This window comes from Pseudomonas sp. FSL R10-0399, assembly GCF_009600165.1.
Classification (GTDB): Bacteria; Pseudomonadota; Gammaproteobacteria; order Pseudomonadales; family Pseudomonadaceae; genus Aquipseudomonas; species Aquipseudomonas helleri.
Window position 1 is genome coordinate 1 of record NZ_WIWK01000088.1, and the last position, 26,001, is coordinate 26,001.

Here is a 26,001-nt window from a genome sequence, read left to right on the forward strand (position 1 = left end):
CAGCTATGGCAGCCGCTTGCTGGGCAAGCTCAAGGGCCAGCGCGAACTGACTGTCGACGACAGCGTATTGCGCTTGCTGGCCTTGCGCCAACGCCAGTTGCTGCACGCGCTGAACGCTCGCGGGCATGCGGCCGTCGACAGCATCCAGGTCGCCACCCCGCAGGACAAAACCTGGCGCGAAGGCAAACTGCCCGAGCCGCTCAATAAAGCCCGGGCGTACCCGCAATGGTCATCGCTCAACCCGCACCCCAAATTGAGCCAGGCCGAGCGCCAGGAGCAGATCGAGTTGCTGGCCGAGCAAATCTGACTACGGCACCTCTTCTGTGGGAGCGGGCTTGCTCGCGATACAGGCAACACGGTGCATCCGCTAAAACGCGGTGATTTCATCGCGAGCAAGCCCGCTCCCACAAGGGTTAGGTGTTTAACAGGTTCAAGGCTTTGGCCTTGAGCAGTTGCAGGTCGATGATAGGGGCGTGCAGTTGCTTGGCCTCCTCGTCCCACAGGCGCATGCGCAGGCTAAGCTCGCACAGCGGGTCTTGCTCAAACGCATCAGCCTCGGCTTCGCTCATCACGCCGCCCTGGTAACCCAACGTCCTGATACTGGCTTCGCTCAACAGGTCGTAATAGCCGGGTTGGCGCAACGTCAGGTAGCGCTTGGCCTGCACGTGGTATTCCACCAGTTTGGCCATGCGCTCACTGAACCCCGCCCGGCGCAGGTAATCGGCGCCCACCTGTTCATGGCTGACCACGCCGTATCCGCCCATGTTCGGCGCATTTTTGACGCATAAATGCCCAATGTCATGAAAGAACGCGGCCAACACCACTTCATCGTCATGCCCTTCGGCCATCGCCCGTTGCGCCGCCTGGGACATGTGTTCGAGCTGTGACACCGGCTCGCCGATGTAATCGTCGGTACCGAACTGCTGATACAAGGCAAAAACCCGTTCTACCGCCAGTTGTGCCGGGGTCATCACGCCTCCCCCAGCAAACGCGCGATGTTGCGCTCGGCCATCGCCGGGCCAACGCTCATGCCTACGCCGGTCTGCATCAAGGCGGCGCTCAGGCCCGGCGCCACCGGCAGCCAGGTAAACGGCTTGGCCCCGCGCGCGCCATAAACGCCTTGCCAGCGCTCCATCACCTGCACTTCACAGCCCAGCGTGTCTTGGCACAACTGCAACATCCAGTTATCGACCTGTTCGGCGTTAAACGGTGATGGATCGCTGCCGTAATGGTGTGAATCACCGACGATCAACTCGCCGTAGGGCGTCGGGCTGATCAACAAGTGAATACCGTGCTCATCCAGGTACGGGCTGTCGCGCAGGATCTCGGCCTGCACTGCGGCCGCTTCCGGCAAATCGGCAAAGGCGCCGTAATGCACGCAGCTCAGGCCGGTGAGCAAGGCGTGTTGCAGCTGCAAGTCGATTGTTGGCCGCACTCGCAGCATTTGCAGGCGACAAACCTGTGGGTTGAGCGTCGCCAGTGGTTCGGCCAGCAGGGTTTGATAGTCGTGCCCTGAACAGACAATCACCTGCGCGCCTTTAAAGCTGCCCGCCGTGGTGTGCACCTGCCCCGGCTCGACGTCGCGCACCAGGGTTGAGAAGTGAAACTCAACGCCGAAGTCGCGCTGCAGGTACTGCACCAGCGCCGGAATGGCCTCACGCGAATACACCTGCTGGTCGTCCAGCCCGTGCAGCGCGGCGCGATGGTGGTTGAACTGGCCGCCGTAGAGGGCGTCCAGTTCAGCACCGCGCAGCAGTTCGGCGCGGTAACCGTGTTCACGGGCACGGCCTTGGCAAAAGGCCTCCAGCAGGTGTTCTTCAGCCTCGGTGCGGGCAAACAGGTACGCGCCGTTGCGTTTGAGGTCAAAGCCCGCCTGCTGCGCCCACTCGCCCCAGATACCCCGGCTGGCCCGGGCCAGATCGAGCATCACCCCCGGCGGCTGGCCGGTGATCAGCGCCTGGCCGAAGTTGCGCACCGACGCGCCCAAGGGCGTGTGCGTACGCTCGAATACATGGACCTTAAGCCCGCGTTTGGCGGCCGCGTAGGCATGGGACAAACCCAGAATGCCAGCGCCGACGATAAGAATAGTCATACACCTGTCCTGAAGAGCACATCCAATCCCTGTAGGAGCGAGCTTGCCTCGCGATCTTTTAAAAGATCAAAAGATCGCGAGGCAAGCTCGCTACACAGGGTCAGGTTACTGAAGAGTTATTCGGCCACTTTCTCGGACTTGCCGTCATAGCGTTTGCGCCATTCGGTCAAAATTTGATCGCGGTTTTTTGAGGCCCAGGCGAAGTCGTTTTTGATCAGGCGTTGCTCGTAGTCAGCCGGCAATTCGGTCTGCGGCTTGGCAATACCGGGCTGCGCGAGCACGGCGAAGTTCTCTTTATAAAGCTCCATCGCCGCCGGGCTGGCCGAGAAGTCAGCGAGCTTTTGCGCCGCCGCTTCATGGGGCGTGCCTTTGATCACGGCCGTGGCTTCGATCTCCCAGCCCAGGCCTTCTTTAGGCAGGATGATGTCCAGTGGCGCGCCCTGGCGCTTGAGCTGCACGGCCGGGTATTCAAACGAAATGCCAATCGGGAACTCGCCCGAGGCGGCCAATTTGCACGGCTTGGAACCGGAGTGAACGTACTGGCCGATGTTCTGGTGCAGGCCGTCCATGTACACCCAGCCCTGCTTTTCGCCAAAGGTTTGCAGCCACGCGCTCACGTCCAGAAAGCCCGTGCCGGAAGACGCCGGGTTCGGCATCACGATCTTGCCTTTGTACTCAGGCTTGGTCAGGTCTTGCCAGCTCACCGGCTTGCTCAGGCCCTGTTTTTCGGCCTCAACCGTGTTGAAGCAAATGGTCGCGGCCCACACGTCCATGCCGACCCAGGCCGGTGGATTGGCGGGGTCACGGTAGTTGGGGCCGATCTTGGCCAAGTCTCGCGGTGCGTAGGGTTGCAGCATGCCTTGCTGATCGAGGATCGCCAGGCTCGACGCCGCCAGGCCCCAGACAGCATCCGCCTGCGGGCGGTCTTTTTCAGCGAGCAATTTGGCGGTGATGATGCCGGTGGAGTCACGCACCCACTTGATCTCAACGTCCGGGTTGGCCTTCTCGAAAGCTTGTTTGTAGCTCTTCAGTTGCTCGGCTTCGAGGGCGGTGTAGACGGTCAGTTCGGTTTTTGCGGCAAAGGCGTTAACGCTCAAAGCGGTGAGGACAGCAGCGACAAGAGCAAGAGGCTTGAACATGGTGCGGTTCCTTGAGGTGGAAGGGTTATTGCGCCGGTGCGCCTTGGCGCCAGGCTTGGGAGCGGCGCAACACGCCGCGTGAAGCCCAGGCCAGGAGCAGGGACACGCCAATGGAGGTCAGCAAAATCAGGGTCGACATGGCCGCCGCGCCGCCAACGTTGCCGGCGTCGTCCATGTTCAGCACCGCCACCGCCGCGAGGATGGTGTCGGGGCTGTAGAGGAAGATCGCCGCCGACACGGTGGTCATCGCCGAGACGAACAGGTAGCGCACGATGTCCAGCAGCGCGGGCAGGCAAATCGGTACGGTGACGCGCCAGTAATGGCGGTACAGCGGCGCCTTGAGCGACAGCGCAGCGGCTTCGAACTCGCCATCGAGCTGGCGCAACGCGGTGGTGGCGGTCATTTGTGCGGTGGTCAAATAGTGAGCAATGGTGCACACCACCAGCAGCGCCATGGTCCCGTAGAACACATGCAGCGGGTTGCCCGGCAGGTTGAAGAAAAACACGTAGCCCAACCCCAGCACCAAACCCGGCACCGCCATGGGGATAAAGCTGAGCATGCGCAGCACCAGGTTCAGGCGCTTCTGGGTGTGGGTTTTTTCCATCAGATAGGCGCCGGTGAAGATCACCGCGCTGCCGATCAGCGCCGTGCACAAGGCCATGGTCACGCTGTTGCGGTAGGCCAGCCAGCCGCCACCGGCGGTGTCATTGAACTGGTAGTGGTTGAGGGACAGCGACAGGTTGTAGGGCCAAAATTTGACCAGCGACGAGTACACCGCCATCCCGAACACCAGCAGCAAGGCAGCGCAGATCAGCAGCACGATGGCCAGGTAGCAACCATCACGCAGCCTTGAAGGCACCGGCTTGAACACTTGGGCACGCCCGCTCATGGCGTCGCCGTGCTGGCGCCGCAGCCAGGCATCGACGCCGAAGCTGAACAGCGCGGGCAACAACAGGACCATGCCGATCAAGGCACCGCGACCAAATTGTTGCTGCCCGACCACCGCTTTGTAGGCTTCCAGCGCCAGCACCTGATAGTCGCCACCCACCACCACGGGCACGCCAAAATCGGTGATGGTCAGGGTGAACACCAGGCAAAACGCCGCGAACACGGCCTGACGCGTGCCCGGCCAGGTGATGCTGCGAAAGGCTTTGAATGGCCCGGCGCCCATGCTCGACGCCGCATCAAACAACCGGGCATCGGCCAGTGACAAGGCGGACAGCAGAATCATCAGGGCATGGGGAAAGGTGTAGATCACCTCGCCGAGGACGATGCCCCAGAAGCCGTAGATGTTGTCCGCAATCAGCCCGCGCAGCAGGCCCTGATTGCCGAACAAATACACCAGCGCAATGCCTGGCAACATCGACGGCGCCATCAGTGGCAGCAACGACAACCCGCGCCAGACGCGCTTGCCGGGGATCAAGGTGCGTTGCAGCGCGTAGGCAAACAGGTACGCCAGCGGTACGACAATCGCCGCTACGCTGAGCGACACTTTGAGGCTGTTGCCCACCAGCCAATGAAAGTTGTCGCTGGTCACCAGCTCCCGCGCGGCGACCCAGCCACCGCCCTGGCCGTCTTGCGCACTGAAGCCGCGCCAGAAGATCGCCAGCAACGGCATCAGCACGGCAATGGCCAATAACAGCAGCAACAGCAGTTTGCCGCCGAGGACAAACAACGTGTCGCCCCGTTCAGCCCGCGCAGCGTTGCGGGCCAGGGTGTCGGACAGGAGCAAGGTCATTGGCGCGGCCATGTCAGGCAAACACCTGAAGGCTGTTCGGCGGCAAGGCAACGAAGATGTCCTGGGCGCCGAGACGCGGCAAATCCTGACTGCCGACTTCGGCGGTGAGCGGGTGGCCCGGCAGGTGGTTGAGTTCGAAGCTCATGCGGCAGCGATTGCCGAGGAAGGTAATGTCCCGCACCCGTGCCGGGAACAGGTTTTCTTCGTGCAGCACCGGGTTGACGCTGATCGCTTCGGGGCGACAAAACAGTCGCCCCGACTCGACGCGCCCCGCGTCGGCGGCCAAGCGCATGTTGACCCCGCCGACCTGCGCGTAAGTGCCGCTGTTGTGGTCAAACGGCAGCCAGTTGCCTTGCCCGACAAACTCGGCAACAAAGGGCGTGGCGGGCTTGTTGTAGATCTCTTGCGGGGTGGCGTACTGCTCGACCTTGCCGTTGTTCATCACGGCGATGCGGTCGGCCATCAGCATGGCTTCGTCCTGGTTGTGGGTCACCATCAAGGTGGTGATGCCCAGGCTGCGCTGCAATTGGCGCAACTCGGTGCACAAATGTTCGCGCACCCGGGCATCCAGCGCCGACATCGGTTCGTCGAGCAAGAGCAGCGACGGTGCAGGCGCCAAAGCGCGGGCCAGGGCGACTCGCTGCTGCTGACCGCCGGACAGTTGGCCGGGGAATTTCTTTTCGCTGCCCGTGAGGCCCACCAGTTCGAGCATCTCGCTGACGCGCTTGCGCACCACGTCACGGTTGCTGCCGGCCAGGCCGTAGGCGATGTTGGCCTCAACGGTCAGGTTGGGGAACAGTGCGTAGGACTGAAACAAGATCCCGTAGTCCCGTGCTTGCGGAGCGAGGTCTGAGACATCCCGTGAGCCGAGGTACAAAACGCCATCGTCCTGACGTTCCAGCCCGGCGATGCAGCGCAGCAAGGTGGTTTTACCGCACCCCGAAGGCCCGAGCAGACACACCAGCTCACCCGCCGCCACCTCCAGCGAGACGTTGTCCAGCGCGGTAAAAGCGCCAAAGCGCTTGCTCACGTTGCGCACCTTCATCGGCACGCCGGGTTGGGTCAAAGGGGTTGCGTTCGAGCGGTTCATGGATGCACCTCATCAAGCAGATGGGGTCATCCTAGAGACGCTATGCGTACAAGATGTGGCAGTCAGGCAAAAGCTGCCGATAGAGGTATTGGTGGATTTTGGAGTGATGCTCACAACATTCCTGTGGGAGCGGGCTTGCTCGCGAGCTTTTAAAAAGATCAAAAGATCGCGAGGCAAGCTCGCTCCTACAGGGGGTCAGGCAGGGGCCATTTCCTGCGCCAGCCCCAGAAAAGCCGCCGGCAAGCGCGCTGATTTTCGCTCTTTGAGGCAGTACAAATACTCGGCGATCATCGGCGCACCTTCGAGGGTCAGTACGCGCAGTTGCGGGTCGTGGGGGACTTCCTGACGGGCGATGATACTGATGCCGATACCGCGCAACACCGCTTCGCGGATCGACTCGCGGCTGCCAATTTCCAGCAGCGGGCCAAAGCCAACACCGGCGCTGCTAAGGAGTTCTTCGGTCAATTTACGCGTGGTCGAGCCTTGCTCGCGCATCAGCAGGCAATGCCCGGCCAAGGCACTCAGCGGCACGTGATCGAGCTTGGCCAACGGGTGATTGCGGTGCACCGCCACCACCAGCGGATCGGAGCCCAGAACCCGGCGTATCAGCCGTGGGTCTTCGAGCAGTTGCGACGAGGCGGCGATGTCGACGCGGTATTCGTCCAGCGCTTCGAGCACTTGCTGGGAGTTGCCAATGTCTACCGACACGACAATCTGCGGCAGGCGCTCGCGGAAGGCTTTGACCAGATCAAGGATGTAATACGGCGCGGTGGCGGCGATGCGTAACGTACCGGTGCCGTGACCGCTGTTGCGCAAAAAGAACTCGATATCGGCCTCTTGCTGCAACAGCGTTTTAACCATGGGCAGCAAGCGCACGCCTTCATCGCTGAGGGTCAGGCGCCGCCCGCCACGGTAGAACAGTTCTACACCGTACTGGCTTTCGAGCTGGCGGATCTGGGTGGTCACGGTCGGCTGGCTCAACCCGAGCTTTTTCGCCGCCTGTGTGATGCTGCCCAACTGGGCCACCCGGTAAAACGCTTTCAGCTCGGCACTCAGCACTGTGGCCTCTCTTGATCTATTTGCGCACCAGGCGCAACCCGTTAAACACCACCAACAGGCTCACGCCCATGTCAGCAAAGACGGCCATCCACATGGTGGCCAAGCCCATGAAGGTTACCGCAAGAAAGATCGCTTTAATGACCAATGCCAAGGCAATGTTCTGTTTAAGGATGCTCGCGGTGTCCCGTGACAAGCGAATGAAAGCCGGTATTTTGCGCAGATCGTCGTCCATCAGGGCGACATCTGCGGTCTCAATGGCGGTATCCGTACCGGCTGCCGCCATGGCAAAACCGATCTCGGCGCGGGCCAATGCCGGGGCGTCGTTGATGCCGTCACCGACCATGCCCACGTGATGGCCCTTCGCATAAAGGGCTTCGATGGCTTTGAGTTTGTCCTCTGGCAGCAGGTTGCCCTGCGCCTGGTCGATGCCCACCTGGGCCGCAATCGCGTTGGCGGTGTGCGGGTTGTCGCCGGTCAGCATCAGGGTTTTGACCCCCAGCGCGTGCAGCTCGCGGATCGCTTCGCGGCTGGTTTGCTTGACCGTGTCGGCCACGGCGAACAACGCCATGGGGCCTGCGCTGTCGATCAGCAAGATCACGGTTTTACCTTGCTCTTCCAACGCAAAGAGCTTCTCTTCAAGGGCAGGCGAGCACAGGCCCAGCTCTTCGATCAGGCGGTGGTTGCCCAAGTGGTAAACCTTGCCGTCGATGTCGCCACGCACGCCACGCCCGGCCAGCGCCGTGAAGTTATCCACAGTACGCAGCGTCAGGTTTTTATCCACAGCGGCATTGGCCACGGCCATCGACACCGGGTGATCCGAACGCGAAGCCAGGCTTACAGCCAGCAGCACCGCGCTCTCGGTGTGCAGCGGGTCGAGCGGCAGGTAGTCGGTTTGCACCGGCTTGCCGTGGGTGATGGTGCCGGTTTTATCCAGCGCCAAAAAGTCCAGCTTGTGGCCGCTTTCGAGGTACACACCGCCTTTGACCAGGATGCCTTTGCGCGCAGCAGCCGCCAGACCGCTGACGATGGTTACCGGGGTCGAGATCACCAGCGCGCACGGGCACGCCACCACCAGCAGCACTAGCGCACGGTAGATCCAGTCGAACCATGCCTCGCCCATAAACAGCGGCGGGATAATCGCCACAGCCAGAGCCAGCAGGAACACCACCGGGGTGTAGATTTTGGAGAAGCTGTCAACAAAACGCTGGGTCGGCGCACGGGCGCCCTGGGCTTGTTCCACCGCCAGGATGATGCGCGCCAGGGTCGAGTTGTTGGCCGCTGCGGTAACGCGAAACTCCAGCGAACCGGCCTGGTTGATGGTGCCCGCAAAGACTTTATCGCCCACGGTTTTTTCCACCGGCAGGCTCTCGCCGGTAATCGGCGCTTGATCAATGCTTGAGCTGCCCGCCACCACTTCGCCGTCCAGGCCAATGCGCTCGCCGGGTTTAACCCGCACGATGGCGCCCGGTTCGACGTCTTTAACCTCACGTTCCAGCCATGTGCCGTCGGCTTGCTGCACGGTGGCTTTGTCCGGGGCCATTTGCATCAGGCCGCTGATAGCGTTGCGTGCACGGTCCAGGGACTTGGCTTCGATCAGCTCGGCCACGGTAAACAGGAACATCACCATCGCCGCTTCGGGCCATTGGCCGATCAGCAGGGCGCCGGTCACGGCGATGCTCATTAGCGCGTTGATGTTCAGGTTGAGGTTTTTAAGGGCAATCCAGCCTTTTTTGTAGGTGGTCAGGCCGCCGCTGAAAATCGACACCAGCGCCACCAATGCAATCACCCAGGTCGGCGCTGCGCCGGTGAAGTGCAGCACCTCTGCCGCCAATGCACCGACACCGGACACCGCCAACGGCCACCAATGCTTTTTCGGCGCAGGCGGCAGCGGCGCGTCAGCATCGGCGCCGGTTTGCAGCGGGTCGGCCTGCATGCCCAGGGATTTAATGGCCGCGACAATCGGATCAGTCGACGGCAGGTCGTGGGTCACCACCAGCACGCGATTGATCAGGTTGAACTCCAACTGCTGCACACCGGCCAGCTTGCCCAGTTTGTTCTGGATCAGGGTTTGCTCGGTCGGGCAGTCCATGGCTTCAATGCGGAAACTGCTCAGGCGCGCGCCCACGGTGGGCGTGGCGCTGAGTTTGATCACGCTCGGCCCGGCAGTGCTTGAACAGCAACTGTGCGCATGGCTGGCGTGGTCGTGCTTTTCCTCATGGTCATGGTCATGGTCATGGTCATGGTCAGCGTGTGGTTTGTGCGGGGTGTGAATGGAGTCGCTCATCGGGTGCGTCCAAAAAGGTGCCTGTTGCCAAGTAAAGACCCTGTAGCCACTATAGGGTCAAGCATCCTTTGGGAGATAAGCGCGATGAAGATTGGTGAACTGGCGAAATTGACCGATTGTCAGGTCGAAACCATCCGTTATTACGAGCGTGAAGGCTTGTTGCCAGAGCCTGCGCGCAGTGACGGCAACTACCGTTTGTACACCCAGGCGCATGTTGAGCGGCTGACGTTTATCCGCAATTGCCGCAGCCTGGACATGACTCTCGAAGAAATCCGCAGCCTGCTCAACCTGCGCGACAGCCCGCAGGACCAATGCGAAAGCGTGAATGCGTTGATCGACGAGCACATCCACCACGTCAAGGCGCGCATTGATGGCTTGCAAGCCTTGCAGGCGCAACTGCTCGACCTGCGCCAACGCTGTGGCGAAGGGCCGGGGATGGATCAGTGCGCGATTTTGCAGCGTCTGGAAGTCAGCGGTTCAGTGGCAGCGCCAGAAGGCGAGCCAAGCCATGTGGGCAGAAGCCACGGGCATTAGCCCAACACCCTCGCCCCGTGGGAGCGGGCTTGCTCGCGATACAAACGACTCGGTGCTCTTTTAGACCACAGCGATTCGATCGCGAGCAAGCCCGCTCCCACAAGGCGCGAGGGACGCGGGTTACACCGCCATCGGCGCGGTCATGGGGGCGTGGTGCTGGTAGCCTTCGAGGCTGAAGTCGCCCGGCTCGATCAGTTCCAGCCACTCCGGCTGGTAAACGCCGGTTTTGGCGAATTCCGGTACGCGGTCCGAGATCACCAGTTTTGGCATCGGGAACGGTTCGCGGGTCAGTTGTTCGTTGAGCATGTCCAGGTGGTTTTCATACACGTGGGCATCGCCAATGAAGTAGGTGAACCAGCGCGGCGTGTAGCCGGTCAGCCGGCCGATCAGGCTCAGCAACGCGGCGCCTTCGGTCAGGTTGAACGGCGTGCCCAGGCCCAGGTCGTTGGAACGGATGTAGAGAGTCAGGGAGATTTCCTTGGTCTCAACGTTCGGGTGGAACTGGTACAACAGGTGGCACGGCGGCAGGGCCATTTCGTCGAGCTGGGCGCAGTTCCAGCCGTGGAACAGAATACGGCGGCTGCCCGGGTCATTGATGATCGTGTCGACGCACTGGCGCACCTGGTCGATGGCCTTGTACAGCACCACGTAGGCCTCGCCGTCTTCTTCGCCTTCGGCGATCTGGCGATAACCCTGGCTCAGGCACAGCTCGATGGCGGCCTGGTTGCTGCGCGCCACTTGCTTGTAGGCCGGCCACTTGCGCCATTGCACGCCGTAGATCTCGCCCAGGTCGTCTTCGCCCTGACGGAACGGGTTGGCCAGCCATTGGGCGTTTTCGTTGGCGTTCTGGTCCCAGACCTTGCAACCCAACTCACGGAAGTCAGCGGCGCTGTTGACCGGGCGCAAAAAGCCGCACATCTCGCCAATCGCCGATTTGAACGCCATGCGGCGCGTGGTGATGGCCGGGAAGCCTTCTTTGAGGTCGTAGCGCAACATGGCGCCCGGCAGACTGATGGTCTTCACGCCGGTACGGTTGGCTTGCAAGGTGCCGTTTTTAATGACGTTGGCAACGAGGTCAAGATATTGCTTCATGGTTTTCCTAGCGTTTGAATGCAGGGCCGCGCGGGCCCTGCGATTCGAATTTAATGCGCAGCCTTTTGAGCCGCCGGATCACGGTTGTAGGCCAGCCAGATCAGGAACAGGCCGCCCGCAATCATCGGGATGCAGAGGATTTGCCCCATCGTTACCCAGCCGAACGCCAGGTAGCCTAGCTGAGCGTCCGGCAAGCGGACGAACTCGACGATGAAACGGAAAATCCCGTAAAACAGCGCGAACATCCCGGAAACCGCCATTGTAGGCCGAGGTTTGCGTGAGTACAGCCACAGCACCAGGAACAGTGCCACACCTTCCAGGGCAAACTGGTAAAGCTGCGACGGATGGCGCGCCAATTGTTGTGGGTCGGTAGGGAAGATCATTGCCCACGGCACGTCGCTAACCTTGCCCCACAACTCGCCGTTGATGAAGTTACCGATGCGCCCTGCGCCCAGACCAATCGGCACCACAGGGGCGATGAAGTCGAGGATCTGGAAGAACGATTTGCCGTTGCGCTTGCCGAACCACCAGGTCGCCAGCATCACGCCGATCAGACCGCCGTGGAACGCCATGCCGCCTTTCCACACTTCAAAAATCAGCAGCGGGTTGGCGATGTAGGCGCTCAGGTCGTAGAACAGCACGTAGCCCAGGCGGCCGCCGACTATCACGCCCATGGCCACCCAAAACACCAGGTCCGAGAGTTTCTCTTTGTCCCAGGTCGGGTCGAAGCGGTTGAGACGTCGCGACAGGATCAGCCAGGCGGCGCCAATGCCGATCAGGTACATCAAGCCGTACCAATGGATTTTCAGCGGTCCGATAGCCAATGCCACCGGGTCAATCTGCGGGTAAGGCAGCATTGCGACTCCTCGTTAGATCAGGAAACTCAAACCGACACAGAACAACAGTGCGGCAAACAGCCGTTTCAGCAGGCGCGGCGAAAGTTTGTGGGCCAAACGCGCACCGAAACGGGCAAAAAACATGCTGGTCAGGGCGATCCCGACCAACGCGGGTATATAAACAAACCCGAGACTATGCGCGGGCAAGTCAGGGTTGTGCCAGCCAATCATCATGAAACTTAACGCACCGGCAACCGCGATGGGCAGACCGCAGGCCGACGAAGTGGCCACGGCTTGCTGCATGGTCACGCCGCGCCAGGTCAAAAACGGTACGGTCAGCGAGCCGCCGCCGATACCGAAAATCGCCGACGCCCAGCCAATCACGCTACCGGCCAAGCTCAGACCCACCTTGCCCGGCACCGTTCGGCTGGCCTTGGGTTTTAGGTCCAGGGCCATTTGCAGGGCGATGATCACGGCAAACACGCCAATGATTTTCTGCAAGTGCGGGCCGGAGATCGCCTCGGCGGTCAATGCGCCTATCCCGGCCCCGACCAGAATCCCCAGGCTCATCCAGGCAAACAGAGGCCACAGCACCGCGCCTTTGCGGTTGTGCGCAATCACTGAGTTGATCGAGGTAAAGATAATGGTCGCCAATGACGTGCCAACGGCCAAATGGGTCAACACCTCGTTGCTGAAACCTTGCAAGGTGAAACTGAACACCAGCACCGGCACGATGATCAGCCCGCCACCGACTCCGAACAATCCGGCCAGTACCCCAGCGAAGCCCCCCAACACCAGATAGAGCAGAAATTCCATGACGCCCCCTATTTTTGATCCGCATGGTAACGGAGCAAGGGCTCGGGCTCCATCCCGCATGGCGTAACACGCAGGGGCAATCTATAAGTACAGTGATTAAAAAAACATTAAGGACTGCCCATGTGCCTGATTGTCTTCGCTTGGCGCCCCGGCCACGCACAGCCTCTGGTCGTTGCGGCCAACCGCGATGAATTTTATGCGCGCCCCACTAAACCGCTGGCCCAGTGGGTTGAAGCACCGCAGGTGTTTGCCGGGCGTGACCTGCAGGCAGGCGGCACCTGGCTCGGCATAGGGGCCAATGGCCGCTTTGCCGCACTGACCAATATCCGTGAACCGCACCAACCGCCCGGGCGGCATTCGCGGGGTGAGCTGGTGTCTGATTTTTTGAGTGGCAATCAGCCCATTGCTGAGTATTTCGAGGATGTTGACCGACGAAGGCTGAGTTATGCCGGTTTTAACCTGCTGCTGGGGGATGGTGACCAGCTCTGGCATTTCAATTCCAAAGAGCTGGTGCCGCAGCCCTTGAGTGCGGGGATTTATGGCTTGTCGAATGCCGGGCTGGACACCCCGTGGCCCAAGCTGCTCAGGGCCAAGGCGGCGCTGGCCGAGGTGCTGAACGACCCGCAGCCGCAAGCCTTGCTGGCCCTGCTCAAAGACCCGCAAGCAGCGCCCTTCAATAAATTGCCGGACACCGGCGTCGGGCTGGCCACGGAGACGTTGTTGTCGAGTGTGTTTATCGCCAGCCCCAATTACGGCACCCGCGCCAGCACCGCGCTGATCGTCAATGCCGATGGTTCAAGGGTGATGGTGGAGCACAGCTTCGGACCGCTGGGCGGGCGTTTGGGTGAGGTGCGGCTGGAACACCCCTGACTCATGCCAAAACCTGTAGTCGCTGCCGAGGCACGAGGCTGCGATACGGGCCGCAGGCCCGCTGTATGGGGTCGCTGCGCAACCCATCGCAGCCTCGTACCTCGGCAGCGACTACAGGGTTTTAATAAGGCTTGATCGCCGCCGGGTTCATCATGCGCGTCAGGCCCATATTTTTCAGGGCCAGCTGGATGGTGCTGCGAATGACTTGCGGGTTGTCGATGGTCATCACTTCAGCCAGCAACTCCTTGGCCCGGCTCAGGCTGACCTGGCGCAACATCCACTTCACCTTGGGCAAGTTGGTGGCGTTCATCGACAGGCTGTCAAAACCCATGGCCATCAACAAGATCGCAGCCGCCGGGTCACCGGCCATTTCGCCGCAGATACTCGCCGGCTTGCCTTCGGCGTGGGCGTCACGCACCACCGCTTGCAGGGCTTGCAGCACGGCCGGGTGCAGGTAGTCGTACAAATCGGCCACCCGCGGGTTGTTGCGGTCCACCGCAAGCAGGTACTGGGTCAAGTCGTTGGAACCTACCGACAAAAAGTCCACCTGACGGGCCAGCTCTTTGGTCTGGTACACCGCCGCCGGGACTTCGATCATCACGCCAATCGGCGGCATCGGCACGTCGGTGCCTTCGTCGCGCACTTCACCCCAGGCACGGTGCAGCAGGTGCAGGGCTTCTTCGAGTTCGTGGGTGCCGGAGATCATCGGCAGCAAGATGCGCAGGTTGTTCAGGCCTTCGCTGGCCTTGAGCATGGCCCGGGCCTGCACCAGAAAGATTTCCGGGTGGTCGAGGGTCACGCGGATCCCGCGCCAGCCCAGGAACGGGTTGTCTTCTTTGATCGGGAAGTACGACAGCGACTTGTCGCCGCCAATGTCCAGGCTGCGCATGGTCACCGGCTGCGGATGGAAGGCCGCCAACTGCTCGCGATAAATCGCCAGTTGCTCTTTTTCGCTCGGGAAACGCTGGTTGATCATGAACGGCACTTCGGTGCGGTACAGACCTACGCCTTCTGCGCCACGCTGTTGCGCGCGCGCCACATCGGCCAGCAGGCCGGTGTTGACCCACAGCGGCATGCGGTGGCCGTCCGGGGTGATGCACGGCAGCTCGCGCAGGGCGTCGAGGCCCTGGGACAACTGGCGTTCTTCTTCAACTACGTCGGCGTATTGCTTGCGCAACACGTCGCTGGGGTTGGTGTAGACCTCACCGTGGTAGCCGTCGACGATCAACTGGATGCCGTCGACCTTGGAGTACGGCAGGTCAACCAGGCCCATCACGGTCGGGATGCCCATGGCACGGGCCAGAATCGCCACGTGGGAGTTACCCGAACCCAATACCGAAACCAGGCCCACCAGCTTGCCTTCAGGCACTTCGCCGAGCATGGTCGCGGTCAGTTCTTCACTGACCAGAATGGTGTTGTCGGGGTAGACCATGGTTTGCTGGTGATCGTGCTGCAAATAGGCCAGCAAGCGGCGCCCGAGGTCACGCACGTCCGACGCCCGCTCGCGCAGGTAGTCGTCGTCCATCAATTCGAAACGGTTGACGTGATCAGTCACCACCTGACGCAGCGCGCCCTGGGCCCACTGACCGGTCTTGATCACATTTTTGACTTCGCTGCCCAGCGAGGCGTCGTCGAGCATCATCAGGTACACGTCGAACAGCGCCTGCTCTTCGGGGCGCAGTTGCGTGGCGAGCTTTTTCGACACCGCGCGCATGTCGTTGCGCACGCCTTCGAGGGCGTTTTTGAACAGCGCTATTTCGGCAGGAATATCGGTGATGGTCTTGTCGGGCACCACGTCCAGATCGGCCGGAGGCAGCATGACCACCGCGGTACCGACCGCGGCGCCGGGCGAACCGGGCACGCCGACGAACTTGGCTTCCTGGATACCTTTGCCCTGACGCCCCAGGCCACGAATCGACCCCGTGGCTTCTGCGTGGGCAATAACCCCGGCCAATTGCGCGCTCATGGTCACGAGGAAGGCTTCTTCACCTTCATCGAACTGGCGGCGTTCTTTTTGCTGAATGACCAACACCCCCACCACACGGCGGTGGTGGATAATCGGCGCGCCGAGGAATGAGGCATAGCGCTCCTCACCGGTTTCGGCAAAGTAGCGGTAGCGCGGGTGATCGGCGGCGTTTTCGAGGTTCAGAGGCTCTTCGCGGGTACCCACCAGACCGACCAGGCCTTCGTTGGGTGCCATGCTGACTTTGCCGATCGAGCGCTTGTTCAAGCCCTCGGTGGCCATCAGTACAAAACGGTTGGTCTCTGGATCAAGCAAATAGACCGAGCAGACCTGGCTGCCCATGGCCTCTTTGACGCGCAACACAATAATCCCCAACGCCGCCCTGAGATCTTTGGCAGCGTTTACTTCCTGGACGATCTTGCGCAGCGTATTGAGCATGGCTCGGGGTCGAACTCCGTGTCAGGCGCGCGTTAATAGGCGCGGTGCAAGTTCTTTGAGCGCGCGACGGTAGACCTCGCGCTTGAATGTCACCACCTGGCCCAACGGATACCAATAGCTGACCCAGCGCCAGCCATCGAATTCCGGTTTACCGGTTAAATCCATCCGCACCCGCTGCTCATTCGAGACCAGGCGCAGCAAAAACCACTTTTGCTTCTGGCCGATGCACAGCGGTTGGCTGTGGGTACGGACCAGGCGTTGCGGCAAACGATAACGCAACCAGCCTCGCGTGCAGGCGAGTATTTCTACATCTTCGCGTTCCAGGCCAACTTCTTCGTTCAGCTCGCGGTACAAGGCGTCTTCCGGCGTCTCATCAGGGTTGATTCCGCCCTGTGGAAACTGCCACGCGTCTTGATTGATACGGCGAGCCCACAGTACCTGTCCGGCATCATTTGTCAGAATAATCCCGACATTAGGACGGAAACCATCGGGGTCGATCACGGCAACAACCTCGCAAACGCATGTCGCCGCATTGTTCCACAAAGGTTGTGAAAGCAGCAACGCGCCTTCCTGCCTTATGTGCACTCTTATTAAAAGACCGTATTCTTGTGGGCTTTCAACCGACAGCTCAGCGGGTAATTGCAATGCGTTTGGCTTTATTCGACTTGGACAACACCCTTTTAGGCGGCGACAGCGACCACGCATGGGGCGATTACCTCTGCGAACGCGGCATTCTCGACGGTGACGCCTACAAAGCCCGTAACGACGAGTTTTACCAGGATTACCTGGCCGGCAAGCTCGACAATGCCGCCTATCTTAATTTCAGCATGGAAATTTTTGGCAAAAATGACATGGATCAACTCGATCAATGGCACCGAGAATTCATGCACGACTGCATTGACAAACTGATGCTGCCAAAAGCCCAGGCACTGTTGGCCAAACACCGCGACGCGGGCGATACGCTGGTGATCATCACCGCGACCAACCGTTTTATCACCGCACCCATTGCAGCAAAGCTGGGCGTGGAACATTTGATCGCCACCGAATGCGAGATCGTTGATGGCCGTTACACCGGCCGCAGCACTGACGTGCCGTGCTTCCGTGAAGGCAAAGTGACACGCCTGAACCGCTGGATGGCAGAAAACGGCCACAGCCTCGAAGACAGCTACTTCTACAGCGATTCGATGAACGACCTGCCATTGCTGGAGCAAGTGACCCACGCCGTGGCCGTCGACCCGGATGAAAACTTGCGGGCAGAAGCGGTTAAACGTGGCTGGCCAGTGATTTCGCTGCGCGATTAAACCCAATCCTGTAGGAGCGAGCTTGCCTCGCGATCTTTAAAGTCAAAAGATCGCGAGGCAAGCTCGCTCCTACAGGGGGTGGTTAAACCGGTTTTGCGCCCATCATGGCCGCAATCGCAATAAAGCAAATCGCACAAAAAGCCGCCAGCACCACGGTAAAGCCCGGGTGTTTGGCCATTCGCCCCAGCCGCAAGCGGTTGAGGCGTACCAACAGCCACAACCAGCTCAAGCCACCCAGCAGGTACAAACTGCTCCCGCCCAGCAACCACAGCTGGCTCAGCGGCCAACCCGCCATGTGCACCAAAAACCAGCCACTCACCGGCAGCGCCAGCAGGCACAGGCCCATCAGCCCCCAGAGAAACGCCCACGGGCGGCGCACCAGGCCACCCGCCAGGAAGGCGTCACCGGCACGCCGACGGCGAATCACCACAACCAGCAATACAAGCGCACTGACAAACAGCAGCAGTGTCGACACGCCATGCAGCAGTTTTAACGCGGTGAACGTTTCCATTTGATTTATCTCTTGAGCCGTTCAATCAGCGTAGCGTTTATCAGCCAAGAAACAGCTGATACGCCGGGTTATCGCTTTCATCCCAGTACGGATAGCCGATTTCCGCCAGCGCCGCAGGCACCAGATGGCGTTCATCGGCGGGCACTTGCAGACCGGCCATCACCCGGCCATCTGCCGCGCCATGGTTGCGGTAATGGAACATCGAGATGTTCCAGCGCCCGCCCAGCTTGCTGAGGAAGTTGAACAGCGCCCCCGGGCGTTCCGGGAATTCAAAGCGGAACAGCAACTCATCGCTGACCTTGGCCGCGTGCCCGCCCACCATGTGGCGGATGTGCAATTTGGCCAGTTCGTTTTCAGTCAGGTCGACCACCGGGAAGCCCTGCTCGGCCAGGCTGGCCAGCAATGCGCTGCGCGGGTCGTTCTCGGGATGGGTCTGCACCCCGACGAATATGTGGGCTTCGCTGCCGGTGTGGTAGCGGTAGTTGAATTCGGTGATCTGGCGCTTGCCGACCGCCTGGCAGAACGCCTTGAAGCTGCCCGGCACCTCGGGGATGGTCACCGCGATGATCGCCTCGCGGCCTTCACCCAATTCGGCCCGCTCGGCCACATGGCGCAAACGGTCGAAGTTAACGTTGGCGCCCGAGTCGATGGCCACCAGCGTCTGGCCGCGCACACCGCGTTGCTCGACGTATTTTTTGATCCCGGCCACGCCCAGCGCGCCCGCGGGCTCGGTGATCGAGCGGGTGTCATCGAAGATGTCCTTGATGGCCGCGCAGATTTCATCGGTGCTCACGGTGATGACTTCATCGACGTAGTCTTTGCAAATATCAAACGTGTGCTGGCCGATCTGGCCCACGGCAACGCCGTCGGCGAAGATCCCGACGCTTGGCAAGACCACGCGCTCACCGGCCGCCATCGCGGCTTGCAGGCAGTTGGAGTCATCGGGCTCGACGCCAATGACTTTAATATCTGGCCGCAGGTACTTCACATACGCCGCAATACCGGCAATCAATCCGCCACCGCCCACCGGCACGAAGATCGCATCCAGCGGCGTCGGGTGTTGACGCAGAATTTCCATCGCCACGGTGCCCTGCCCGGCGATGGTGTGCGGGTCATCGTAGGGGTGTACGTAAACGTAGCCTTTTTGTTCAACCAGTTGCAGCGAGTACGCCAGGGCTTCCGGGAAGGAGTCACCGTGCAGCACCACAATACCGCCACGCGAACGCACGCCTTCAATCTTGATCTCAGGGGTGGTTTTGGGCATTACGATGGTGGCTTTCACCCCCAGCACCTTGGCGGCCAGCGCCAGGCCTTGTGCATGGTTGCCGGCCGAGGCGGTGACGACGCCACAGGCACGCTCGGCGTCGGTCAATTGCGTGAGCTTGTTGTAAGCGCCACGAATCTTGAACGAAAACACCGGCTGCAAATCTTCGCGTTTGAGCAAAATCTGGTTGCCCAGACGCGCAGACAACTGATTGGCAGGCTGCAATGGGGTTTCTACCGCGACGTCATAAACGCGCGAGGTGAGTATCTTCTTAACGTACTGTTCGAGCATCGGAAAGCTTCACTGGGCGGTTAGCAGGGACCAAGGAGTCTACCCCAGCGTTTACACGGGCGACCATACGAATCCAAAGGTTTTAGTTATACTCCACGCCCTTCTGTTTACCCTTCCCGCCCCGGAGCCCGCATGACCCAGGATCAACTCAAACAAGCCGTAGCCCAGGCGGCTGTCGACTTCATCCTCCCGAAACTGGATGACAAGAGCATCGTTGGGGTCGGCACCGGCTCCACGGCCAACTGCTTCATTGACGCGCTGGCCTTGCACAAAGGCGCTTTCGACGGTGCCGTGGCCAGTTCCGAAGCCACCGCCGCACGCCTCAAGGGCCACGGGATTCCTGTGTACGAGCTGAACACCGTGAGCGATCTGGAGTTCTACGTGGACGGCGCCGATGAGAGCGACGAAAACCTCAACCTGATCAAAGGCGGCGGCGCAGCCCTGACCCGCGAAAAAATCGTCGCGGCCGTGGCCAAAACCTTTATCTGCATCGCTGACGCCAGCAAGCTGGTGCCGGTGCTGGGCGCGTTCCCGCTGCCGGTTGAAGTGATCCCGATGGCCCGCAGCCACGTGGCCCGTGAACTGGTCAAGCTGGGCGGCGACCCGGTGTACCGCGAAGGTGTGCTGACGGACAACGGCAACATCATTCTTGACGTGCACAACCTGCAAATCGTCGACCCGGTGAAACTGGAAATTCAGATCAACGCCATCGTCGGTGTGGTGACCAACGGTTTGTTCGCTGCGCGCCCGGCGGACCTGTTGCTGCTGGGTACGCCTGAAGGCGTGAAAACCCTGAGCAAATAACCCGTAACCGTGTAGGAGCGAGCTTGCCTCGCGATCTTTTAAACCATCAAAAGATCGCGAGGCAAGCTCGCTCCTACACGGTGTTGATTCAGGGCTTTTTGAACACGTAAAACAGGTTCGGCTCACTCACCAGATACAGCGTCCCTTCGTCGTCCATGGCGACGCCTTCCGCTTGCGGCACTGACTCTTGCAGACCATTGCGGCCCTTTTTCAGCGATAACGTGCTGAACGGGCGGCCACTGATGTCCAGTTCCAGCAGCAACTTCGACTCATCCGACAGCGCCAGCAAATGGCCGCTGCGCTCATCAAACTGCAAGCTCGATAAATCACGCACAAACAGTCGCGCATCACGTCGCGGGTTGGTAATCACGTGGGTGGCATAGGGTTGTTGCGGGTTGTCATGGGGAAAGCCGCGCACTTCGTAAATCAGCATCGGGTCGCGCTCCTTGGCCACAAACAGGCGCTTGCCTGCCGAGTCGTACGCCAGCCCCTCGAAGCCTTTGTTGCCCGACGGGCTGATGCCCAAGGTCAACTGCTCGGCATCTGCGGCATTGAGCTCGCGGGTGGCCTCGTCGATTTTCACTTTGATCAGGCGCTGGGTGTATTCATCGGTGATCACGTAGGTGTTCTCATCAATGAACTCTATGGCCTCGGCATCACCAAACCCGGTCAGTTTTATCCGTCGCACTATCCGCCCATCCAGAGATAACTCCACCAGCTCCGGGTTTTTATTGGTCACGGTAAACAGGCTTTTGCGCACCGGGTCGTAGGTCAGGGCCGAGACATTGTCTTCAAGCCCCTCAATCACCCGGCCTTGCAGCACCGCACGGTAATCGCCCAGGTTGATGGCATTCGGGTTGGCAGGCTGCCACAGCAGGCTGAGGTTGAACCAGGTTCGGTCGAACAAGCGGTAATGCTGGGCCGCGAAGCCCGCGGCCAACAGCGCCACGAGCAACACGCCCAGAAAAAGCGGGGTAGAACGGCTGACACGCGACATAAGGACAAGCTCTTGAAAAATCAGCCAGATGAAATATCACGGCTGCATGAATTCAAGCTTAATCCGTCATGGTTATTTGGCTTTCTTTTCGAAACGGTAGAAAAGATTGGGCTCGCTGACCATGTACAAGGTGCCGTTGTTATCAATCGCCACGCCTTCGGCCCGAGGGATGGTGCTCTTGAGGCCATTGAAGCCACGCAGCAGGGTCATGAAGCTGACCTGCTCGCCCAGTTCATCCAGCTCCAGCAGCAGGTGCGAATCGGCCGAAAGCACCAGCGTGTGGCCCGTGCGCGGGTCAATGCTCAGGCCCGACAAGTTGCGCAGGTCGAGCTCATCGCTCGGCACTTTCTGCTTGTTGCCCAAGAGGGTCTGGCTACCGTCGCTTTTCCACACATACATCGCCGGTGGGCGCTCTTCACCCAGCAGCAGTTGCTGACGGCGCGGGTCCCAGGCAATGGCCTCGAAGGCTTTGTTCTGATCTTTGGAAGGGCCAAGGTCGTACTTGGGGAAGTCCTTGATGTTCAGGGTCTTGGTATCGGCGTCGACTTTGACGATGGTCAATAAATGATCACGCTCATCGACGATACCCAGCAGGCCGTTCTCCATCACGGTCAAGCCTTCAGGGTTGCTCCAGCCCTCCAGGGGGATTTTGCGCAGCACATCGCCCTCAAGGCTGAGCTCAACCAGAAACGGGTTTTTGCCCATGACTGAAAACAGCGTGTTGGTCTTGGGGTTATATGACAGGTCCGAGGCCTCGTCCTTCTCCAGCCCTGTCATCGGCTTGCCATCAATGACCACGCGGTAGTTTGGCAGCCAGACACTCTCATTTTGATCGTTCTGGCTCTCGAACTGCTCCAGCACCCACAGTGCACCCCGGTCGTCCCAATGCAGAATTGACGCGATCCCATAGAACAGCGCAGCCAGCAGAAAAAGCCAGGAATACCAACGCAAGCGAAAGCGCGAAGGTCGCGGGTCAGACGAGGTCTGCAGAGGGTCTGTGGCCATTAACGTGATCATCCAGGAAATTTTGCTACGTCTAAATAACACAAAGCGGGCAAAACCGATTGCCCCTCCCGCGGGTATTATGCAGAGAGTGTGTGAAATTATTGCTAAGAAGCGCCGCCCTCGGTTCCCCTTCGATTGAGCGCTGCCTCAACTCAGCCCTTGCAACTTACCTGCCCGAATACATCAGCACATTCGTAGGAGTTGTCTTTAATTATTTGAAGTAACAAGCGCGCATTCATCCAACCCCTTTTAAAAATCCACATTTGGTTTAAATGACGTACGACTTGTGCCCACGTCTTTAACACATTCCCTCGCCTGCTAATTATTCACAAACCCCATAGACTGCCGCCGCTCACGTCACATTAAACGTCTTGCCAGTAGGAACTTTCTGAATATGACTCAGAGATTAATAATTGCAAGATCGCTCCTTGACACTCTTGCAGCAAGACTCTTATCTAATAAACAACCAGACTCACCCGCACCCAACCTCACTATTGAACACGCTATAACGGTGCACACGGATTGTTAAACCGATTACTCCGGTAACACAGCACCCGCGCCCTTGGACGCCACCGTCCGGACTCACTCAATTGCCGTGCTATGTGCCGCCTAAAAGTTAGACAGGAGTTTACATTTATGCCATTTACCTCACACGCCCAAAAGTTGGCAGCCCCCACACTTGCACAATCGAACAAGCAGACTATTTGTGCCCGTGCTGCCGAACAACTGTTTGTCAGCATCGCGCCCTATATAAATATGGAAGAAGGCGACTTGATTGAATTGTTCTGGGACGGCTGTTATGTATCTTCACGGCAACTTTACCGGGCCGATATAGGGCAACCGGTATCACTGCGAGTGCCTGAAAGTTTTATTCAAAACGGTACCGCCCGTCTTTATTATCGCGTGATGCACATTGGCAGCAGCCCTGCTCTTTCCGCGCAACTTAAAGTACTGGTCAAACTTGACTGCCCTGGCGGAGTGGCCATCGGAGAAGAGAACCAGGGCCTCGCGCCCTTGATGATCCCGGAGCAAATCCAACGCTACGGGGTCAATCCCAGCCAGATGAAACGCGGGGTACCGCTGACCATCGAGCCTTATCGCAACATGGCTTGCGAAGATGAAATCACCTTGCTCTGGGGGGACGTGCGCCTCGACCTGCCCAAGTTGCACCACATCGACATCAATAAGCCCGTCAGCGTATTCGTGCCCCCTGAAATCATCCAGGAAGCCGGCGAAGACCCGAAACTTGAAATCACCTACTGCGTGATTGATCGCGTGGGCAACAACTCACGCTGGGCACCGACCCGCACGCTGAAGGTGGGCGCCAACAAGCGTTACATCAACTCTGCCCCCCGCGAAATCCTGCGGGCTGCCGAAACACGGCCCAACTGGCGCGACTGACCCTGGCGGGCAGCACGAATCATCTATCCATATTCCGAAAAGTTAGTTCTTTTAATTTTTATACTCAATTAGGGTATATGCACCGGACCACCGGACTCTCTTGCTTTACATCGCGCCGCTCAAGCGGCGCTCCAAAGATGAGGTAGGTATGGTCAGCAACACAATTACCCTTTACGGGGCATTGCGTGCAGCCAAGGAGCGGAACTAATGACTCTCTTGGCAACTGCACAACTGCAAAGCGACCTGGATGTCGCGCCCCTGTTGTTAGCAGCGCACGTCCTGCGCACCGACAACGAAGCCCTTCAAGCCGCCCACGCCCTGGCTGACGCCGCGCGTGAGCACGCTGCAAAACGCGATCAGCAACGCAAGCTGCCGTGGTCACTCATAGAAACCTTCACCCGCAGCGGTTTGGGCGGTATTTCGATAGCCCGCGAATTTGGCGGCGCGCAGGTGTCGTTTGTGACCTTGGCTGAAGTCTTCGCGATCATCTCGGCGGCCGACCCGGCGCTGGGGCAGATCCCGCAGAATCAGGTCGGGCTGCTCAACCTGATTGCCAGCGTCGCGAGCCCTTCGCAAAAAGAGCAGTTGTTCACCAGCGTGCTGCAAGGCTGGCGCATAGGTAATGCGGGCCCTGAGCGCGGCACCAAAAACACCCTCGAATTGAAAGCCCGGATCACCGCCGACGGCGATGATTTTGTGATCAATGGCCAGAAGTTTTACTCCACCGGCGCGCTGTTTGCGCACTGGATCGCCGTCAAGGCACTGAACCACGATGGCAAACAGGTCATGGCCTTTGTCCGCCGTGGCACGCCCGGCTTGCGCGTGGTCGATGACTGGTCCGGTTTCGGCCAGCGCACCACCGCCAGCGGCACGGTCCTGCTGAACAACGTAGCCGTTGAAGCAGAACTGGTGATCGACAACTGGCGCCTGGCGGAGGTGCCGAATATTCAAGGCGCGATTTCGCAGTTGATTCAGGCCGCCATTGACCTGGGCATTGCTCGCGGTGCCATTGCCGACACCATCAGCTTTGTCCGCGAGCGGTCGCGCCCCTGGGTGGATGCCAAGGTCGAGCGCAACAGCGATGACCCTTACGTGATCGCCGACATCGGTAAGTTACACATCGAGTTGCACGCCGCCGAAGCGCTGTTGCGAAAAGCCGGTCGGGTGCTCGACGAGGTCAGCGCGACACCGATTGATGCAGCCGCTGCGGCCCGCGCCTCGATTGCCGTGGCCGAAGCCAAGGCGCTGAGCACTGAGCTGTCGTTACTGGCCAGTGAAAAGCTGTTCGAACTGGCGGGCAGCCGCGCCACCCTTGCCGAGTTCAACCTGGACCGCCATTGGCGCAACGCACGGGTGCACACCCTGCACGACCCGGTGCGCTGGAAATACCACGCCATCGGCGCCTATCGCCTCAACGGCACTTTGCCTGCACGGCATTCCTGGATCTAACGGAGACACCCATGTCACTGATATCCAAACAGGTCCCGGTCATCCAGAGCGATGCCGAGGCCCTGAGCGTAGCGCGTGAGCTGGCCGCCCATTTCAAACGTGAAAGCATCGTGCGAGATCGCGAACGGCGCCTGCCTTTTGATGAGCTGGAACTGTTTTCCCACACCGGCCTGTGGGGCATCACCGTGCCCAAGGCCTATGGCGGCGCAGGCGTATCCAACGTCACCCTCGCCGAAGTGGTCAGCCTTATTTCAGCGGCCGACAGCTCGCTGGGGCAAATCCCGCAGAACCATTTCTATGCCCTCGAAGTGCTCCGGGTAAACGGCAGCGAGGTGCAAAAACAACGGCTGTACACCGAGGTGTTAAACGGCCAGCGCTTTGGCAATGCCCTGGCCGAACTGGGCACTAAAACCGCCCACGATCGCACCACGCATTTGGCCAAGGCCGAGCACGGCTATCGCATCAATGGCCGCAAGTTCTACGCCACCGGCGCGCTGTATGCGCAGCGTATTCCGACCTCGGTGGTAGATGACCACGGCGTGCAGCACCTGGCGTTTGTGCGCAGCGACAGCGACGGCCTGAACGTGATCGACGACTGGAGCGGCTTCGGCCAGCGCACCACGGGCAGCGGCTCGGTGGTGTTCGACAACGTGTTTGTTGCCAGCGATGACGTGATCCCGTTTCAAAGCGCCTTTGAACGCCCGACACCGGTGGGCCCGCTGGCGCAGATTCTGCACGCGGCCATCGACACCGGCATCGCCCGCGCCGCCTTTGAAGACGCGCTGAACTTTGTGCGGCACAAAACCCGCCCCTGGATCGACGCCACCACCGACATTGCCAGTGAAGACCCGCTCACCCTTAAAAGTTTCGGCCAGTTGAGCGTGCGCCTGCATGCGGCTGAAGCCTTGCTGGAGCACAGCGGCGAGTTCCTCGACATCGCCCAGACCAACACCACCGCCAGCACCGTCGCAGCCGCCTCGATTGCCGTGGCCGAAGCCCGCGCCCTCAGCACCGAAGTGGCCCTGAG

The 26,001-nt window shown here is 60.1% G+C and carries 24 protein-coding genes; 8 read left to right on the forward strand and 16 right to left on the reverse strand.

Annotation, left to right across the window (positions count from 1 at the left end):
- A partial coding sequence (locus tag GHO41_RS21305) for a DUF3482 domain-containing protein (protein WP_153434582.1) occupies positions 1 to 307 on the forward strand: 307 nt, incomplete at its 5' end.
- 106 nt (positions 308 to 413) lie between these two features.
- On the opposite strand, the gene GHO41_RS21310 is transcribed toward GHO41_RS21305, so the two are convergent.
- The 7 genes from GHO41_RS21310 to GHO41_RS21340 all read right to left on the reverse strand — a co-directional run bounded on the left by GHO41_RS21310 (position 414) and on the right by GHO41_RS21340 (position 9,402).
- On the reverse strand, positions 414 to 971 hold the full coding sequence (locus GHO41_RS21310; protein WP_153434583.1) for a phosphonate degradation HD-domain oxygenase: 558 nt from the start codon (positions 969 to 971) through the stop codon (positions 414 to 416).
- Positions 971 to 2,092, reverse strand: coding sequence for a TIGR03364 family FAD-dependent oxidoreductase (locus tag GHO41_RS21315; protein WP_153434584.1), 1,122 nt, complete (start codon positions 2,090 to 2,092; stop codon positions 971 to 973). The genes GHO41_RS21310 and GHO41_RS21315 overlap by 1 nt, the downstream gene beginning before the upstream one ends.
- Positions 2,093 to 2,208: 116 nt before the next feature.
- A complete protein-coding gene (locus GHO41_RS21320) occupies positions 2,209 to 3,231 on the reverse strand; it encodes a putative 2-aminoethylphosphonate ABC transporter substrate-binding protein (protein WP_153434585.1) in 1,023 nt (340 codons plus the stop codon).
- A gap of 25 nt (positions 3,232 to 3,256) precedes the next feature.
- A complete protein-coding gene (locus GHO41_RS21325; RefSeq protein WP_153434586.1) occupies positions 3,257 to 4,981 on the reverse strand; it encodes a putative 2-aminoethylphosphonate ABC transporter permease subunit in 1,725 nt (574 codons plus the stop codon).
- 1 nt (position 4,982) lies between these two features.
- Positions 4,983 to 6,059, reverse strand: a complete 1,077-nt coding sequence (locus GHO41_RS21330) for a putative 2-aminoethylphosphonate ABC transporter ATP-binding protein (protein WP_153335932.1) — start codon at positions 6,057 to 6,059, stop codon at positions 4,983 to 4,985.
- A 195-nt stretch (positions 6,060 to 6,254) separates the two neighbouring features.
- Positions 6,255 to 7,118 (reverse strand): LysR family transcriptional regulator, encoded by an 864-nt coding sequence (locus GHO41_RS21335; protein WP_178110163.1) that lies wholly within the window; start codon positions 7,116 to 7,118, stop codon positions 6,255 to 6,257.
- 16 nt (positions 7,119 to 7,134) lie between these two features.
- A complete protein-coding gene (locus tag GHO41_RS21340) occupies positions 7,135 to 9,402 on the reverse strand; it encodes a heavy metal translocating P-type ATPase (protein WP_153434587.1) in 2,268 nt (755 codons plus the stop codon).
- An 84-nt stretch (positions 9,403 to 9,486) separates the two neighbouring features.
- Here GHO41_RS21340 and cadR point away from each other — a divergent pair, with 84 nt between their 5' ends.
- Positions 9,487 to 9,936 carry a Cd(II)/Pb(II)-responsive transcriptional regulator gene (gene cadR / locus GHO41_RS21345; protein ID WP_048371049.1) on the forward strand — a complete coding sequence of 150 codons (450 nt, stop codon included), beginning with the start codon at positions 9,487 to 9,489 and terminating at the stop codon, positions 9,934 to 9,936.
- A 120-nt stretch (positions 9,937 to 10,056) separates the two neighbouring features.
- Here the strand turns inward: cadR and GHO41_RS21350 are convergent, their stop codons facing one another.
- The 3 genes from GHO41_RS21350 to GHO41_RS21360 are packed head-to-tail and all read right to left on the reverse strand — an operon-like array spanning position 10,057 to position 12,680.
- Positions 10,057 to 11,028, reverse strand: coding sequence for a thymidylate synthase (locus GHO41_RS21350; RefSeq protein ID WP_153434588.1), 972 nt, complete (start codon positions 11,026 to 11,028; stop codon positions 10,057 to 10,059).
- Between the two features lie 50 nt (positions 11,029 to 11,078).
- Positions 11,079 to 11,885: a prolipoprotein diacylglyceryl transferase gene (gene lgt / locus GHO41_RS21355; protein ID WP_153332189.1), complete on the reverse strand. Its 807-nt coding sequence runs from the start codon at positions 11,883 to 11,885 to the stop codon at positions 11,079 to 11,081.
- Positions 11,886 to 11,897: 12 nt separating this feature from the next.
- Entirely contained in the window at positions 11,898 to 12,680 is a 783-nt protein-coding gene (locus tag GHO41_RS21360; protein ID WP_048371054.1) for a sulfite exporter TauE/SafE family protein, read from the reverse strand.
- A 120-nt stretch (positions 12,681 to 12,800) separates the two neighbouring features.
- Here GHO41_RS21360 and GHO41_RS21365 point away from each other — a divergent pair, with 120 nt between their 5' ends.
- Entirely contained in the window at positions 12,801 to 13,550 is a 750-nt protein-coding gene (locus GHO41_RS21365; RefSeq protein ID WP_048371056.1) for an NRDE family protein, read from the forward strand.
- A gap of 121 nt (positions 13,551 to 13,671) precedes the next feature.
- Here the strand turns inward: GHO41_RS21365 and ptsP are convergent, their stop codons facing one another.
- Positions 13,672 to 15,951 carry a phosphoenolpyruvate--protein phosphotransferase gene (gene ptsP, locus GHO41_RS21370; RefSeq protein ID WP_048371058.1) on the reverse strand — a complete coding sequence of 760 codons (2,280 nt, stop codon included), beginning with the start codon at positions 15,949 to 15,951 and terminating at the stop codon, positions 13,672 to 13,674.
- 21 nt (positions 15,952 to 15,972) lie between these two features.
- On the reverse strand, positions 15,973 to 16,452 hold the full coding sequence (locus GHO41_RS21375) for an RNA pyrophosphohydrolase (protein ID WP_019828104.1): 480 nt from the start codon (positions 16,450 to 16,452) through the stop codon (positions 15,973 to 15,975).
- 143 nt (positions 16,453 to 16,595) lie between these two features.
- Here GHO41_RS21375 and GHO41_RS21380 point away from each other — a divergent pair, with 143 nt between their 5' ends.
- A complete protein-coding gene (locus GHO41_RS21380) occupies positions 16,596 to 17,252 on the forward strand; it encodes an HAD family phosphatase (protein ID WP_153434589.1) in 657 nt (218 codons plus the stop codon).
- 82 nt (positions 17,253 to 17,334) lie between these two features.
- Here the strand turns inward: GHO41_RS21380 and GHO41_RS21385 are convergent, their stop codons facing one another.
- Both GHO41_RS21385 and ilvA read right to left on the reverse strand, forming a co-directional pair.
- Positions 17,335 to 17,763 (reverse strand): DUF2269 family protein, encoded by a 429-nt coding sequence (locus GHO41_RS21385; protein WP_048371066.1) that lies wholly within the window; start codon positions 17,761 to 17,763, stop codon positions 17,335 to 17,337.
- A 40-nt stretch (positions 17,764 to 17,803) separates the two neighbouring features.
- Entirely contained in the window at positions 17,804 to 19,318 is a 1,515-nt protein-coding gene (gene ilvA, locus GHO41_RS21390) for a threonine ammonia-lyase, biosynthetic (protein ID WP_048371068.1), read from the reverse strand.
- A 132-nt stretch (positions 19,319 to 19,450) separates the two neighbouring features.
- Here ilvA and rpiA point away from each other — a divergent pair, with 132 nt between their 5' ends.
- Complete coding sequence (rpiA, locus tag GHO41_RS21395; protein ID WP_153434590.1) at positions 19,451 to 20,122, forward strand: ribose-5-phosphate isomerase RpiA; 672 nt, start codon at positions 19,451 to 19,453, stop codon at positions 20,120 to 20,122.
- An 88-nt stretch (positions 20,123 to 20,210) separates the two neighbouring features.
- On the opposite strand, the gene GHO41_RS21400 is transcribed toward rpiA, so the two are convergent.
- Both GHO41_RS21400 and GHO41_RS21405 read right to left on the reverse strand, forming a co-directional pair.
- On the reverse strand, positions 20,211 to 21,119 hold the full coding sequence (locus GHO41_RS21400) for an SdiA-regulated domain-containing protein (protein WP_048390924.1): 909 nt from the start codon (positions 21,117 to 21,119) through the stop codon (positions 20,211 to 20,213).
- 72 nt (positions 21,120 to 21,191) lie between these two features.
- On the reverse strand, positions 21,192 to 22,124 hold the full coding sequence (locus tag GHO41_RS21405) for an SdiA-regulated domain-containing protein (RefSeq protein WP_048371073.1): 933 nt from the start codon (positions 22,122 to 22,124) through the stop codon (positions 21,192 to 21,194).
- Between the two features lie 636 nt (positions 22,125 to 22,760).
- Here GHO41_RS21405 and GHO41_RS21410 point away from each other — a divergent pair.
- The 3 genes from GHO41_RS21410 to GHO41_RS21420 form a co-directional block, all read left to right on the forward strand.
- A complete protein-coding gene (locus tag GHO41_RS21410) occupies positions 22,761 to 23,525 on the forward strand; it encodes a hypothetical protein (RefSeq protein ID WP_153368038.1) in 765 nt (254 codons plus the stop codon).
- 207 nt (positions 23,526 to 23,732) lie between these two features.
- Positions 23,733 to 24,974, forward strand: coding sequence for an SfnB family sulfur acquisition oxidoreductase (locus tag GHO41_RS21415; protein ID WP_153434591.1), 1,242 nt, complete (start codon positions 23,733 to 23,735; stop codon positions 24,972 to 24,974).
- Between the two features lie 11 nt (positions 24,975 to 24,985).
- Positions 24,986 to 26,001, forward strand: a 1,016-nt coding sequence (locus GHO41_RS21420; protein WP_153434592.1) for an SfnB family sulfur acquisition oxidoreductase, incomplete at its 3' end; no start/stop codon positions are given.